General features: G+C 53.5%; 13 protein-coding genes. 2 read left to right on the top strand and 11 right to left on the bottom strand.

Annotated features, from left to right (window positions below; genetic code table 11):
• The 11 genes from BN1190_RS07580 to BN1190_RS07530 all read right to left on the bottom strand — a co-directional run bounded on the left by BN1190_RS07580 (position 1) and on the right by BN1190_RS07530 (position 11,729).
• The gene (locus BN1190_RS07580; RefSeq protein ID WP_040287207.1) at positions 1 to 1,038 is read right to left on the bottom strand and encodes a type IV pilus twitching motility protein PilT; all 1,038 of its coding nucleotides are present in this window, start codon (positions 1,036 to 1,038) and stop codon (positions 1 to 3) included.
• Positions 1,039 to 1,053: 15 nt separating this feature from the next.
• A complete protein-coding gene (locus tag BN1190_RS07575; protein WP_040286355.1) occupies positions 1,054 to 2,715 on the bottom strand; it encodes a GspE/PulE family protein in 1,662 nt (553 codons plus the stop codon).
• A 39-nt stretch (positions 2,716 to 2,754) separates the two neighbouring features.
• The gene (locus BN1190_RS07570; protein WP_040286354.1) at positions 2,755 to 4,215 is read right to left on the bottom strand and encodes a G5 domain-containing protein; all 1,461 of its coding nucleotides are present in this window, start codon (positions 4,213 to 4,215) and stop codon (positions 2,755 to 2,757) included.
• 29 nt (positions 4,216 to 4,244) lie between these two features.
• A complete protein-coding gene (locus tag BN1190_RS07565; RefSeq protein WP_040286353.1) occupies positions 4,245 to 4,484 on the bottom strand; it encodes a hypothetical protein in 240 nt (79 codons plus the stop codon).
• 85 nt (positions 4,485 to 4,569) lie between these two features.
• Positions 4,570 to 5,490, bottom strand: a complete 921-nt coding sequence (locus tag BN1190_RS07560; RefSeq protein WP_040286352.1) for a hypothetical protein — start codon at positions 5,488 to 5,490, stop codon at positions 4,570 to 4,572.
• A gap of 263 nt (positions 5,491 to 5,753) precedes the next feature.
• Positions 5,754 to 5,975: a hypothetical protein gene (locus BN1190_RS07555; protein WP_040286351.1), complete on the bottom strand. Its 222-nt coding sequence runs from the start codon at positions 5,973 to 5,975 to the stop codon at positions 5,754 to 5,756.
• 13 nt (positions 5,976 to 5,988) lie between these two features.
• The gene (locus BN1190_RS15380; RefSeq protein WP_040286350.1) at positions 5,989 to 6,429 is read right to left on the bottom strand and encodes a prepilin-type N-terminal cleavage/methylation domain-containing protein; all 441 of its coding nucleotides are present in this window, start codon (positions 6,427 to 6,429) and stop codon (positions 5,989 to 5,991) included.
• An 8-nt stretch (positions 6,430 to 6,437) separates the two neighbouring features.
• Positions 6,438 to 6,872, bottom strand: a complete 435-nt coding sequence (locus BN1190_RS07545) for a type IV pilus modification PilV family protein (protein ID WP_040286349.1) — start codon at positions 6,870 to 6,872, stop codon at positions 6,438 to 6,440.
• A 131-nt stretch (positions 6,873 to 7,003) separates the two neighbouring features.
• Positions 7,004 to 8,728 (bottom strand): sensor domain-containing diguanylate cyclase, encoded by a 1,725-nt coding sequence (locus BN1190_RS07540; protein ID WP_040286348.1) that lies wholly within the window; start codon positions 8,726 to 8,728, stop codon positions 7,004 to 7,006.
• A gap of 25 nt (positions 8,729 to 8,753) precedes the next feature.
• Complete coding sequence (locus BN1190_RS07535) at positions 8,754 to 10,457, bottom strand: sensor domain-containing diguanylate cyclase (protein ID WP_040286347.1); 1,704 nt, start codon at positions 10,455 to 10,457, stop codon at positions 8,754 to 8,756.
• Between the two features lie 45 nt (positions 10,458 to 10,502).
• On the bottom strand, positions 10,503 to 11,729 hold the full coding sequence (locus BN1190_RS07530) for a bifunctional folylpolyglutamate synthase/dihydrofolate synthase (protein ID WP_040286346.1): 1,227 nt from the start codon (positions 11,727 to 11,729) through the stop codon (positions 10,503 to 10,505).
• A gap of 85 nt (positions 11,730 to 11,814) precedes the next feature.
• Here BN1190_RS07530 and BN1190_RS07525 point away from each other — a divergent pair, with 85 nt between their 5' ends.
• Positions 11,815 to 12,681: an ATP-grasp domain-containing protein gene (locus BN1190_RS07525; RefSeq protein WP_040286345.1), complete on the top strand. Its 867-nt coding sequence runs from the start codon at positions 11,815 to 11,817 to the stop codon at positions 12,679 to 12,681.
• The gene (locus tag BN1190_RS07520) at positions 12,678 to 13,490 is read left to right on the top strand and encodes an ATP-grasp domain-containing protein (protein ID WP_040286344.1); all 813 of its coding nucleotides are present in this window, start codon (positions 12,678 to 12,680) and stop codon (positions 13,488 to 13,490) included. The genes BN1190_RS07525 and BN1190_RS07520 overlap by 4 nt, the downstream gene beginning before the upstream one ends.
• Positions 13,491 to 13,765 lie beyond the last annotated feature (275 nt).

Here is a 13,765-nt window from a genome sequence, read left to right as displayed (position 1 = left end):
TCAGGACTCCTCCTGCAGGTATGGTTCAGCTGTGTCGTACGAAATGAGTCCCTTATCGAGCAGTTCTTTCACCGATGTATTCATCATATGCATGCCCGCCGCCCGGTTTGTCTGGATGACGTTCGGGATCTGATGGACTTTTTCGGAGCGGATCAAGTTCGCGACCGCCGGATTGTTGATCATCAGCTCGGTGGCTGCCCGGCGCCCCTGCCGATCGGATGTCGGCAGGAGACGCTGTGACAGCACTGCCGTCAAAACCCCTGCAAGCTGGACGCGGATTTGTGCCTGCTGGCCGTGCGGGAACACGTCGATGATCCGGTCGATCGTCGATGCGGCGCTCCACGTATGAAGGGTCGCAAGCACCAGGTGCCCCGTCTCCGCTGCGGTGATCGCTGTCGAGATCGTCTCGAGATCGCGCATCTCCCCGACGAGGATGACGTCGGGATCCTGGCGCAATGCCGCGCGGAGGCCGTCGGCGAATGTCGCGGCGTCGAAGCCGACTTCCCGCTGGTCGATGATGCTTGCTGCGTGGCTGTGCATGTATTCGATCGGATCTTCAAGTGTCAGAATATGCTTGCGGGATGTCTGGTTCAAGTAGTCGATCATCGATGCGAGTGTCGTCGATTTCCCGGAACCCGTCGGACCGGTCACGAGGATCAGCCCCTGCTTCGTCTCGGCGAGTGTCTTCAGGATGCCCGGCATGTGCAGCGACTCAATCGTCGGAATGTCCGTCGGGATCGTCCGGAACGCAAGCGATGTCACGCCCCGCTGCTGGAACGCATTCACCCGGAAGCGCGCGACCCCGGGCACGTCATACGAGTAATCGACCTGGCCGTGCTCGCGGAATTCCGGGAACAGCTTATCCGGAACCGTCGCCTGTGCAGCGCCCATTGTAAATGCTTCATCCACCGGTTCGGATCCATAGCGCTTCAGATCCCCGTTGATCCGGAAGACGGGCGGCGATCCGATCGTCAGGTGGATATCTGATGCATGCAGTTCCACTGCTTTTGCCAGAACGTCATTGATCTGGTCTTTCATCATATGGATTCCCCCTTACTCCGGCAAGGCGACGCGGAGCACTTCTTCCGTCGTCGTCATGCCCTGTTTCACTTTTTCCAGTCCGTCGTCAACGAGGAATACGGTGCCGCTGTCGACGGCCGCATCCCGCATCTTTGCAGGTGTCGCATGGCTGTTGATCAAGTCCCGCATGGCGTCGTCGATGATCAATACCTCATGGATCGCGACCCGGCCGCGGTAGCCCGTCATGTTACAGGCCGCGCAGCCCGGTCCGCGGTTCACCTCGTCGATCGTCATGCCGCGTTTAGCGAAAATCTCTTTTTCACGCTCAGTCGCCGGCATCTTGCGCCCGCAGTCCCGGCACACTTTCCGGATAAGCCGCTGTGCAACGACCGCGTTCAGCGACGCTGTCACGAGGAACGGCTCGACACCCATATCGAGCAATCGCGTGATGGATGCAACGGAATCGTTCGTATGGATGGTGCTGAGGACAAGGTGCCCGGTGAGTGACGCGCGGATGGCGATTTCCACTGTATCGCGGTCCCGGATCTCACCGACCATGACGATATCGGGGTCCTGCCGGAGGATCGAACGGAGGCCGGTCGCAAACGTCAGGCCGACGTTCTGATTCACCTGGATTTGATTGACGCCGGACAGCTGGTACTCGACCGGGTCCTCGACGGTGATGATGTTCACTTCTTCGGCATTCAGTTTGTTGAGCGCCGCGTACAGCGTCGACGATTTCCCGGATCCCGTCGGCCCGGAGATGAGCACGATGCCATTCGGGCGCGTGATTTCATTCAGGAACCGGTCGAGATTGAGAGGGCTGAACCCGAGTTTCTTCAAGTCGCTGAGGGAGCTGCTCAAGTCCAGGATCCGCATGACGATCTTTTCACCGAATATGGTCGGCAGGGTGGACACTCGCAGATCGATCGGCCGGAAATCGATCGTCGTCTTGATGCGCCCGTCCTGCGGCAGCCGCTGTTCGGTGATGTCGAGGTTTGCGAGGATTTTGATGCGTGCCGTCAGCATTCCCTGCATATGCTTCGGCAGCACCCGCTCCGTCTTCAGCATCCCGTCGAGACGGAACCGGATGAGCAGTTCGTTCTCCTGGGGATCGAGGTGGATGTCACTCGCCTTCTGCGTGACCGCGGACACCATGAGCTGGTTGACGAGACGGACGACCGGCGAATCGAGGTCCGTCAGTTCCTCCTGCTGCTGGGTCGCCGTCTCTTCCGGCTGGTCGATGAAGATGTCCTCGAACGATTCATTATCATAATACTTGGAAATCGTCCGCAGGATATCGTCTTTCGAGGCGATCGCCGTCTCGATATGGAATCCTGTCGACAGGCGAAGATCCTCGACGGTCAGGTAGTCCATCGGGTCGCTCATCGCGACAAACAGCCGGTCGCCGTCCGTCTTCAGCGGCACGAGCAGGTTGCGCTTTGCGAACTCCTTCGGCACGATGTTGAACAATTTCGGATCAAACGGATAGCGGAACAGGTTGATGTGCGGAATCCCGAGCTGGAATTCAAGCACTTCGATCAGCTGCTGCTCTGTGATGAACCCGCGGGAAAGCAGCGCATCACCAAGACGCTGATCCCGCGGTTTCTCGGCAAGCGCCGTGTCAAGCTGTGTAGTGGTGATCAAACCCGACTCGACGAGCAGATCGCCGAGCCGTTTACGGGGTGCTGCCATGGGTAGTTTCCTCCAGACGTACGTTCACTTGTTAGGGTGTCACTTGATGAGGTTTCCGCCTTTGTCGTAAACATGGCCGTCGCCTTGCGGTTTCGCAGAAGGCTTGCCATTGATGCTTCCGACTTGGTCATCTGGATTGCCGGAAGACGGCTTCCTATTTCCTGGGCTGCCGGAGTTCCCATCGTTGTTACCATCGGTGCCCGGTTTGCCGGGCTCATTATTTTGCGTATTATCAGTGCCCGATCCGTCAGATGAATTCCCATCTGGCGACGAATCGTTGGGACTGGATGAGCCGCCGTCCGCCGAGGAGCCCGGCGTTCCTGTATCGGTTCCACCCGAATCAGGTGTCTCCGTCTCAGGACGCGCAAGCGCATGCTCCTCGACACGGGAGACCGGAGGGTAGAAGTCTTCGGACACCGGCTCCACGGTCAGGAGTCCGCCGTCTTCCAGGATTTTGCGCTGGACGATCACTTCGGAGCCGTCACGGCCTTCCGTCAGCAGATCGACGCGGCCAGCCGCCAGGTCTTTATTATAATGAACGGTCGTCTTCGGCTCGTACTTGTTCGTTTCAGCGACATACGGTTCGTATGCATAACGGAGCGGGAGACCGGCATATTCGACATGCAGTGCACCGCCGCTCCAATTCGAGCGGATTGCGTAAGAAGTCTGGTTCGGATTGGTCAGCACGAAGTCGAGCCCGAGCTGACGGTCGATCGCCGCTTCGAATCCCGGCTTGACTCCGTCGAGAAGTTCCGTCCGGATCGTCCGTTCCTCCACCCAGAAATTTGTACGAAGGGCGGCTTCATACAAAGCCGAAGCGAGAATGGTCATCTTGTCATCGGAAAGCAGGCCCGTTTCCGTTTCCTCGATGAAAGCTAGCAGCGAGAATGGCTCTTTCGGCTCAAGCTGCACACCATCGAGCGCGTCGAGCACATCCAGCATCTGTTGGGAGAACCCGTCTGTCGGCACGTCTGCAGACGCAACCGTGACGGCAGGCTGTGTGGTTTCCAAATACTCCGTCAGCTGGACGGACTGCGGCATGATGCCGGATGATAATTTATCGCTGATCCCCTGTGCAATCGAAGCCACTTCCGAATCGCTGAACTGCAGCATCGGCAGTTCCTGGGCAAGCAGCGCACGGAGGCCGTCTTCACTGACTGAGGCCACGAGCGGGTTCTCCGCTTCCGTTTGTGCCCGGTCCACTGTTGCAGATGAATCATAGGTGACGAGTTCCGCAGGCAGCGGAATCTTTGCATCTTGGTAGACGAGGTCCGCCTGCAGGTTGTCCTGCATACCAAGCAGATCGGACGTCAGCTTGATCTCTGCGTCGCGGCTCGTCCGGTTCGACAGATCGAACGGCCCGGCATATGTATGAGCGCCGAACCGCTTGCCGAACAAAAATTGATCCGCCGCAAACGAACCGGTGGAAGCAATACCGAACAGCAACAGTGACACGCCAGCGATACTGATGAAATAATTGATGATCCTTCGATTGCCCACGAACCGAACCTCCATTCAACAAACTGAACTTAATGACTTTCCTGCCGTTTCGCCAGCAGCACCGCTGTCGCGAACGACAGACCGATAATAACGAGCAGCGCGTACCAGATGGACATCGTCTGCGCGACGAGCATCGCGAGGAATGCGGTGGATGTTGCTAGCAGGACGATCCAAAGGGTAATCAGCGGCAGTCGGTTGATCCGTATCAAATAATAGATAAGCCCTGCGGAGAGCAGTGCAGCTGCCAATAGTAACAGATATGGAATCATAGGTACCTCCGGGATTATTATTAATACTCAACATCAAGTGAAGGTGATGGCCACTTGATGCCGCTTTCTGCAGGAGGGGCAGCGGTCACAGGACACTTCGTTGAAAAATCGGCGTCTGACAGCATTGGATACGGCTGCTCGGAGTCCCGCCTCCATAGTAGGCAAACGCCCCTTTATAGTAAATATAGCTGGATGACGAGATTTCGGGCTTGTTATCGATTTGAAGCGAGCCGGCGACACACACCTTCGATTTGTCTTTGACCTCCAGTTTGTTTCCGCTGCTGTGGAGGGCTCCGCCGATATATAAGTAGGAATCCTCGATTTCTGTGTTTCCCCGAAGCGCAGCACTTCCTCGGACAATCATTTTCGAGTCTTCCAGTTCGAATTCCTTCCCAGCGATTAATTCGCCTGCCACCTCGACAGTGGAGTCTTCGATTTCAATGTCTTCATCAGCTTTCAGATAACCGCCTATCTTCACAGTGGAGTCTTCAATTTCAAGCTCTTTTTTAGCATATAAATTGGAGCCTATGTTTACGATAGAGTCTTCGGTTTCAATATCTTTATCGGACGTGACGGAACCTTTTACATAGAAGTGGGAATCTTCGATGTCGATGTCTTTTGTGACACTCACAGACCCTTCAGAAGTGACAATAGAGTCTTCGATTTCAAGTTCGTTGCCGCCAACCGTCATACTGCCTTTGAAATAGACCTTGGAATCTTCAATGTCCAGCTTCTGTCTATTCAGAGTTGAAAACTCATACGGAAAGTAAACGGTCGAATCGTCGATTTCACTGATCCTGCTGGGTGTCACAGTTGATTTGCATTTTTTGTTTTCAATTTTCGTCTTGTCTGCGCACGCTGCAATGGTACTGTCTCCTGGGTATACCCAGTCCCCTCCGCCGCTGCCTGTGACACTTGAATCTGCTGGATCAAATGAAGGAACACGGAACTGCTGCTCGAACGTCAGGTATCTTATCGTGCCGTCCGATGTCTTCTCTCCTATCACACCGCCAGCCACCTTGATGGTAACGCCATCCGTCTGCAGCGAAATCTCTGGCAGCTTATCGGGGTTCACTTTGAAACTGTACTGGTTGTCAATAGATACCGACGCATTGTTGATCCGTTTTTCGTTAACATCCTTCAGTGCTAGTTCCAGGAGTCGTGCGCCTTCTTGCCGGGCAGCTGTATAATCAGCTTCGTTTGGCTGTCGCTTTCTACCATTCGGAGTTGTAAGTCTGTTCTCGAGGAATGTCTTTACTTGCGTTTCAATTACATCCTTCTTGTCGTAGTACTGGTTGGCGAAAAGGTTTTAACATAATCGACACCAGTTTCAGCAGCGACATAAGTCAGCTGGTTTCTGTCAGTGATTTGTTCCTGCTTAGCATTACTGATACTGGCTCGCATGAAAACAGCACCAAGGATTGAAATCAGGACAACGAGAAACAGGACAAGCAGCAGCGCGTATCCTTCTTCGTTTTTCGTCCGTTTCACCTGTCACCCTCCATCACTCTGTTTTATATCGAGTTATAGACGTTGTTACATCCACTGCCAGATTTCTATTTTCCGGATCCTGAACAGTCAGGGTGAAATTATCGACGTTATTCTTTTTTGGTACATACTCAGATTTCACTGCTGAGCTGCTGTACCGGTAACTATTGCCGAGCACCAATTTAAAGGAATCCTGTCCTTCACAATTGGAGATGGATACTTCAGAGGACTCTACTGTCAGTCTGTAACAGGTTCTCGTCCGGTGTTCTTGCTGCAGCCGGGTGATAATCAGGTTGGCGTCCTGCTGCAGCTGAAGTTTAGTAGTTTCTACTGCGCTATGCCGTACACTTATATTAATGGCTGTCCAGATAATCCCAGTCACCAGCGATATCAGAACAAGGACAGCTAGCAATTCAACGAGGGTTACGCCGGATTCATCCTTATGAGTTTTCAGCATGCTCACCTCTACTTGACTTGTATATAGCCGAATGAACGGCTGCTCAATTTTCCTTTATCGTTCACTTCTATTGTGATTTTGTGCAATCTGGTCATGCCGGGTTTCAGCTCCTGGCCGAGGGGCGGTCCTTCATCCGGCAGCTTTTTTATTAATATCGTTGCATTCGGATTTTTCGGCTCAGTCTCTTTCCACCAGTCTCCCTGAGCTGTAAATCTCGAAGGAGCAAGTGTTTTCTCTTTCCACTTTTCTTCCCGGTACTCTTCCAAAATGACCCGCGCCTCATTCATCGTCTCGAGCTTCGCTTCCGTGCGGCTGTTGAACAATGTCATTTGCGGGAAGATGGTCATGAAAGCAACAAACACGATGCCCAGGATGACGAGCGATGCAAGGATTTCCACTAAGGTAAGTCCTGCTTCATGGTTTTTCTGGCTTTTCGCTGTCATGACATCACCCCGTTTCGGTCCTTTTTCCTATCTACAGCATACCGGACTGGGGATGCAAGTTCAATATAGGGATACTACAAATCTACAACAAAAACAGAGACTGCCGAAGCAATCTCTATTTCTGTCATTCGTTAAATACCGATCGGTTTTGAACGGTCAGCTTCATAGATTCCGACACGGTTGCGACCTGCCTGCTTGCCGCCGATGTACAGCGCCCGGTCGGCATTCCGCAGCAGGCTCGATTCGGAATCCGTATCTTCCGGAATAGAGGAGACGCCGAGACTCACGGTCAGGCGGATTCCAATCCGTTTCCGCTCCTTCGACAGGTCCGGCTGGATGGTGAACAGCGTCTCCTCCACTTCCCTGCGGATCCGTTCCGCGAGGTCAGCGGCCCCCTCTTTCATCATGTGGGGGAGAAGGAGCACAAATTCTTCACCGCCATACCGGGCGAGTGTCCGGTCATTCGTTTCGTATTTTCGGAGAATGTCCGCAAACGTGACCAATATGTCGTTGCCGCTCTGGTGGCCGTACGTGTCGTTGATGGACTTGAAATGGTCGATATCCATGATGATGGCCGACAAATCACTGAGCTCCCCGGACCGGATCCTATCCATCTCGCGGGTCATCTGCTTTGTCAGATACCTGAAGTTGTTCAGCTTGGTTAGACCGCAGCGTTCGCTGATGGCGAGCGTCTTCTCATAATGATACGCTTTGACGATCGACGTTTCGAAATAGCCTGTGAGCAGCTCGGCCATCCGCTTGTCGAGATCCTCAAAAAAATTCTTCCGGAACGACGTCAATATCAGGAAGCCTTCTGTTGTTCCGCTGCGGATGACTGGCGCAACCAGAAGGCTTTGGACGGAATTACTGAACGAGAACTGGGTCAGTTTCCTGATCTCCTTGGCAGTCGGATGGATTACCGCTTTTTCTGCATTCATCAGATGATATGAATCCGGGTCGCAAGTGAAGAAAAGGGAGTTCTCTGCAATCTCTCCCGCTTCCGAGCAGGTGAGCAGCTTCAGTTCTTTTTGTCTTGTGACATCCAGCAGATACAGCTGGTCATAATTGACAACGTGTTTGATCTTCCTGATGAACTTTTCAATCACTTCATCCGTCAGCAGGCTGTCCGTCAGTTCATGGCCCATTTCAACGGCCGACGACAGTTTCTCCTGAAACTCCCCTGAAAAAGCGAACCGTTTGATGATCAGCAGAATGATCAGGAATGGAGCTCCCAACAGCAGGAGAGAATAGTTTCCAAGCTGATCTGCAAGCAGGCTGTAGGCGACAGCTAACGGGATGAATACCAAAGACGTGGCTAAATCCCATATAGTGAGTTTCCATTCGTTCTCCGTCGATTCACCTTCCAATTTCGTCATGCAGAAGATGATCAGTGAATTGATGAGTGAATAGGAGATTGCATAGATGATTGCGGCAAAGGTGAATGACCATAGAGTCGGCTCCGCGGTACTGCCGCCTGCGAGATAGAACATCCCTGCACTGAAGATCGACACCAGCGTGAACATGAGAGAGTTGGTCGAAAACCGGTATAGCGGCGGCAGACTTGACTTACTCAGAAATTGCAGTGTCAGTAACGCAATCTGCATGAATATCATCTCTGCAAAAAGGCCGTACTGGAAAAACACGACAAATATAATCCACCGTTCAACTGGAACGCTGTTCGAAAACACTTTGAAGGACATACTCAGCGCAACAAGCATCATGACGAAATTGGCAGACAGGAAACCGTAATTCACCGTTTCGAAAGGAAACCGGTCATACACCAGCCAAACGGCGACAGGAACAACGAGCAGCCACAGAGCAAATGCTGTAAACTGCCTCTTCGGATAATCTAGCACTTTACACACTCCATTCTGCGGTTCCTCACTTCACGTATACCCCCACCCGATTGCGTCCCGACTGCTTCGCTCCGATGTAGAGGGCGCGGTCTGCGTTTCGCAGGAGCACCATGGCTTCGTCGGTGTCCTCAGGCGAGGCTGCCACTCCTAAGCTGGATGTGAGGGTGATCGTTTCCTCCAGCAGCCCCTTATCCAGATGGCTCTGTATAGTCATTTGCGTTTTCTCGATTAACTGCCGAAGCATTTCAGCAAACGCTGCAGCTTTTTCTTTCGAGTATCCCGGGAGGATATAAACGAATTCCTCACCGCCATACCGTGCTGCCGTGCCGCCTGACGGACATTGTTCTTTCAGGAGTCTGCTGAGCTGCTGCAGGACACGATTGCCATTTTCATGGCCATATGTGTCATTGACCGCTTTGAAGTGGTCGATATCCAGCATGACGAGAGCGACCTGATCAATACTGCCCCGCTTTAGGGCGGCTATCTCACTCTCCAGTTGGCGTTCCAGATACCGGTAGTTATAGAGACCGGTGAGGGCACACATATCGCTCTCCTGTTCCGCTTCCTCGATATACTTCGCCTTCTCGGCAGCTACGACAAAATAGGAGCTCAATAAGTCCAGTACATTCAGATGAAATTCTTTGAAGCTGTTGCGTTTACTGCTGCCGAGCACGACTCCGCCGACCACCTTCTGATGCCGGATCAATGGGATGCACATGAGGCTTTCCAAGTTTTCCGGCACGACCGTGACAGTCTGGCGGATCCACTGTTCACGGCGCGTAAACAATTCACTCGTTTCACCTGACAGCAGCCTCCCGGCTATCCCCTGCCCAGCCGCTAAACGGACAGTCGGCGGTGTCTGTTTTTTTCCATCCGCATAGAAATACCTCGGTTCCAGCCATCCTTCGTAAGCGTCGTATAAGTAAATATAATCTGCGGAAAACAGACTGGATGCTTTCGTCAGATACTCTTCGTTAATCTCATTGCCTCTGGTCATGGCAGCGAGCTGCTGCCCGATTTTACCGGCCGCCTGGATAAAGCCTGTCAAGTCCTCCCGCTGTCCGTTGACACGCAGTAAGTAAGTCATCAGGAAAAACGGTATACCGATCAGCACATACCCGATGGCACCATAGAACATCAGCATGTAGTAAAGTGAAACAGCGAGCGGCACAACAAGAAGCAGTCTGAAATAATGGAACAGCGTCTCTCTCATCGTGTTGCGTCGCATCCGTCTCGTCAGCGTCCCGTACAGCTTGAAAATCGCATCATACAGCACGGAATAGACAACCTGATACGCAATCACGCCTGTGACAAGCGAACCGAACGCCAGGCTGCCGACTTCCGCACCAGCGAGCGCAAAGGCGGCAGCGGACAGGAATGACAGCAGGAAGTACGCAAGCGAGTTGTACAGCAGCCGGTATAGCACATCGCCTGTATGAGCTTTTGAGAGGACTGCAGTGATGACGATCAGCTGCGTGACGAGTACTTCTGCAGTCAGGCCATACAAGAGGAAGACAGGAAGCGTGAACCAGACGAACAGGACGATCGATTTCCCGTTATAGATGATGGGAAAATATATACTAAAAAATCCGAAAATAGCAGACAGACCGAGCCACAGCCAGTTCACATCAGGCAGTGGGTGTGCTGTCAAAAGGTATACAGTGCCGGCCGGGACAATCAGTGTCCAGAGCAGCAGCAAAATCAGAAACGGCCGGCCTGTCAGCTTCATTCACTCCACTCCTTCGCCCTGTCTGGGATGCCCATTTTTTTCTACCTATAGTTCTAGTTGTAGTATATGAGACTTTAGACTGTTTAGCAAGTATAAAGACCCTGAGACTATTTTCTTCCTGCCATTATTCTTCTTTAGTATTATAGAAGCATCCAAGCGATCTGTCACCTGTTTATTTCCAAAGCGGCATTTTTCATACAGCGTTTCAGCGGAAGTGGCTCCAGGTTCATCAAAATCGACGAATGTGAATGAAGCGGCGACCGGAATGAGCTCCGCAAGAACGGCTTCTATATCCTTGTTCGCCATCATGCCGATGACAAAATCGACGATTTCACCGGGAAACTGCTGCTCGATCGTCTCCCGAAGGCGTTTTGCGGCCGCCGGGTTGTGGGCGCCGTCAAAAAAGACGCCAGGCGCCGCTTCCTCGAACCGGAATGACAGCTGCGCTTCTCCGATGCCTGTCCGGACCGCTTCTTCCTCTATATCAGGATATGCAAGATGCACCGCCTCGATTGCCATTGCTGCGTTAACCGCCTGATGAGGGCCTTTCAGCTTCCTGTTTAGCCGGTCAATCGTGCGGATCCCGCAGAACCGGTCACCTTCCATGCTGAAGTCGTTGCCGTACCGATAGAGCGGACTATCCCCTTCTGCTGCAATCTTTTCCGCTTCCGCCATGGCTTCTCGCGGCAGGTCCCCGACGACTGCCGGGATGCCGGGTCTGAAGATGCCCGCTTTGTGCCAGGCAATCGATTCGAGGGTATACCCGAGGAATTCGGTATGCTCCTTTGCAACCGATGTGATGACGGTGACGGCGGGATTGAGAACATTCGTACTGTCAAACCGGCCGCCGAGTCCGCATTCGACGAGAATGACATCAGGCTTCGCCGTTCCAAATGTGACGAATGCCGCCGCCGTCAACAGTTCGAAGTCGGTCAGGCAGCCGTCGAGTCCTGCTTCGCTGATCCTTCGGAAACTGTCCTGCAGCTGGGCGGAACTTGTGTTGCGGCCGTTCAGCCGGATCTGATCATGGATGTCGATCATCGCGGGAGATGAAAAGACGCCGGTCGTCACACCCGCCGCCTGCAGGATGGACTCCATGAATGCGACCGTCGATCCTTTGCCGTTCGTGCCGGCGACATGGATTGCCCGCAGCTGTGCCTGCGGATTGCCGAGCGCCTGCATGGCATGACGGATCGCTTCGAGACCCGGTTTGATGGTGCTGCTGCTCGTCAGGCCCGCATGTTCTATGTACACATCCAATTTCGGTATCATGCTTTTCCCCCGCCTTATGCTAGAATTGAATGAATTCGATAAGTTCTACTGTATACCAAAGTATAGCACGGGGAGAAGGGTTCATTTGAAAAAATGCTGGATTATTTATAATGGCAGTCTCGTCAGCGAAAAGTTCAGGGATCAGGCGGACCTCGTCGCCGGGGCGGCGGAGCGCGCAGGCGTCGATGCGCGGATCCTGAAAAACTATGAAGTGCTCATGGATGTGACCCAGCCGCTTGATGATTTGCCGGATTTCGTCGTCTTCCTGGATAAAGATATTGTGCTCGCGACCTATTTGAAATCGCTCGGCATTCCGGTGTACAACGACCCGGAGGTGATCGAACGGTGCGACAATAAGACGAAGCAGGCGGTTGCCCTTGCGCGCGACGGCATACCGATGCCCCGGACGATTCTGGCGCCGAAAGTGTATCCTAAGTTCACGATTTCTGACAGTGGATTTTACGAGCGGGTACTAGGTGAGCTGGGTCTCCCAATGATCATCAAAGAAGCCCGGGGCTCGTTCGGCATGAATGTGTACTTGATTGAAACAGAAAAAGCGTTCTATGAGAAGGTCGAGGAGTTGCGCGGAACGGATTACCTGTTCCAGGAATTCATCGCGTCAAGCCGGGGACGCGACATCCGGGTGAACGTTGTCGGCGATCGGGTTGCCGCTGCGATGGCGCGTTCCTCGGAAACCGATTTCCGGGCGAATATTACGAACGGCGGGACTGCCGCTGTCGTAGAACTCACGGCTGAACAGGAATCCGTCGCTCTCCGGGCTGCCCGGTCGGTCGGTGCGGACTTTGCCGGTGTCGATCTGCTGTACGATCCGGACGGGCAGCCGCTCGTCTGCGAAGTCAACGGTGCGGCCCATATCCGTAATCTCTACAATGTTACGGGCATCAACGTCGCTGACGATATGATCGCCTGGATACTGGAGGAACTATCATGACGGGATGGCTAATCTACAGCCGCGAAGAAGCGGAGCGGAATGCGTGGTTCATAGGGCAGCTGATCGCGGCAGCTCAAAACTGCAGGCTGGATCTTGAACTGAAGATCGAGGAAGAATTGCAGCCGGATGACGCTCAGCCGGATTTTGCGTTGTACCGCGGCCGTGACTTTGACATCAGCCGCGGCCTGGAAGACGCCGGCGTCCGCGTGTTCAACCGTACCGAAGTGAACCGGATCGCGAATGATAAACTCGCGGCATCACAGCTCGCGATGATGCTCGGCGTTCCGGCGATTCCAACGGCTAAAGTGAGAGCTGTGGACGAGATCCGGTCGTTCCCGGCTGTCGTCAAGACGGCCGATGGGCATGGCGGCAGTGATGTGTTTTTGCTGGAGGATGAGAAGTCGGCTGCGGAATTGTTTGCGGAACGGCCCACGGAGCAGTGGATTGTCCAGCCATTCATCGATCACACGCCGTCCGACGTCCGGCTCTATATGCTCGGAGTTGTCTGTATCGGTGCAGTGAAGCGGACAGGCGCCGGGTCGTTCAAGTCGAATGTCGCACTCGGCGGCACGGCGGAGCCGTTCAGCCCGCCGGCCGCGCTCACAGCCTTAGCGGAACGGATTGCCAAGGCGCTGAAAAGCGATTATGTCGGTATCGACTTTATCCAGGATCAGGATGGGATCTGGCTGTTCAATGAACTTGAAGATCCTGTTGGCGCGCGGTCGCTGTATGCAGCAGGCGACCTGGATGTTGCGGAGGAATTGATGAAGTACATTTCCGATAAGCTGGACGATCCGTATGCGGGATAGCTGCCTGTTTACGGAAGATAGGAAAAGCGAAGTGCCTGATTTGTGGCGCTTCGCTTTTTTATGCCGGGATGGCTGCTGATGCGGAGCATTGCCCGCTTGCGTTATGAGCGGTTTCTCCTGTTTTATGATCACTTTTCGGGATTTATGATCACTTTGGTGAGTTTATGAGCGGAATTCTGTGTTTATGATCACATTCTTGGTTTTATGATCATTTTTCAAGATTTATGATCATTTTCGGCCGGTTTATGAGCGTTACGGCCGCCTCCGCCCCCATG

Origin of the sequence: Sporosarcina koreensis (assembly GCF_000826145.2) — a bacterium.
GTDB lineage: Bacteria > Bacillota > Bacilli > Bacillales_A > Planococcaceae > Sporosarcina > Sporosarcina trichiuri.
Note: the sequence above shows the minus strand (reverse complement) of the source record. Positions and strands in the feature narration are given on the sequence as shown.